Here is a 429-nt window from a genome sequence, read left to right on the forward strand (position 1 = left end):
TGTAATATGTTTTGATGACCGAAATGTGAACGAATATGGCTATCAATTCTTCGAGTTTGATACTACCAGAGCATTTGAATTCTGCTTCTTCGCTAACTATTGTACTCCGGCAGGAATGCACTTCCCTGCGAGATTCTCTGTTGAGTTCTCTATTGACGGAACTGTTATCTATGAAGCAGCAGAAAATGTCAATGAAGTTGGAACAAACAACTCAGGAGATAACTATGCAAGTCCTATATGTTTTGCACTTCCAGATCTTCCACAATATGGGGATGATGAAGAATACATTGACTATACTGTTACTTTACTTGATTGGGACGGAGTTTATGATGGACCAGGTACCGTTATTTCAGGTAGCTTAAGCCGTAACGAAGTTGAAGCCAATTTTGACGGAGCTAACAACGTAAATTACGAACACTTAAGATTTGG

The 429-nt window shown here is 39.2% G+C and carries 1 protein-coding gene; it reads left to right on the forward strand.

The annotated features are described in order from the left end of the window. Positions 1-25: 25 nt before the first annotated feature. Positions 26-429 (forward strand): hypothetical protein (locus tag HC176_RS16735; protein WP_167920149.1); only part of this gene is annotated, 404 nt, incomplete at its 3' end.

It is taken from the genome of Tamlana crocina, from assembly GCF_012037625.1.